Here is a 484-nt window from a genome sequence, read left to right as displayed (position 1 = left end):
TAAAAACACAGGGTTTTATCTCTGTGTTTCTTCAAATTTTCTTTTGAATATATGCTTGAGCATGAATAATTTCTTCCTGAAGTTCTTTTAATTCTTCCATAGATCCTGATTCAATACTCATGTAAGTAGNAACTAAACTATCATCATATCCATCTTCTCTACTATATTTTGAATGACCTGTTCAGATTGCTCTTTTTTAGGGTGTTGTATTGCTATTAATACATTTTCTAAATAATTGTTCTTTCTTTGCCGGATATCATTAATAAACTGTTTTGTGATTGAGTTCATTTGTTTTTCCTCCGTTTTGTATATATTTCTATTCTATCATATTTGAATAGAAAATATTGGATTCCCCTAAATTCACATCTGTCTAGTACATCTCCTCAAATATACAAACTAATCCCTTAACGTACAGGGAACCGGATAAAATGTGTCTAAATTATGTCTAAACGTACAATTTTCTTTTTTTGATATGGTGCCCCAT

The 484-nt window shown here is 29.8% G+C and carries 1 pseudogene; it reads right to left on the bottom strand.

Going from position 1 to position 484, the window contains the following annotated elements:
* Positions 1–15: 15 nt before the first annotated feature.
* A pseudogene (locus tag BPMYX0001_RS34395) lies at positions 16–288 on the bottom strand (hypothetical protein).
* Positions 289–484 lie beyond the last annotated feature (196 nt).

It is taken from the genome of Bacillus pseudomycoides DSM 12442 (assembly GCF_000161455.1).
Taxonomy (GTDB): domain Bacteria; phylum Bacillota; class Bacilli; order Bacillales; family Bacillaceae_G; genus Bacillus_A; species Bacillus_A pseudomycoides.
The sequence above is the reverse complement of the archived record's forward strand: the minus strand, read 5'-3'. Positions and strand labels throughout refer to the sequence as shown.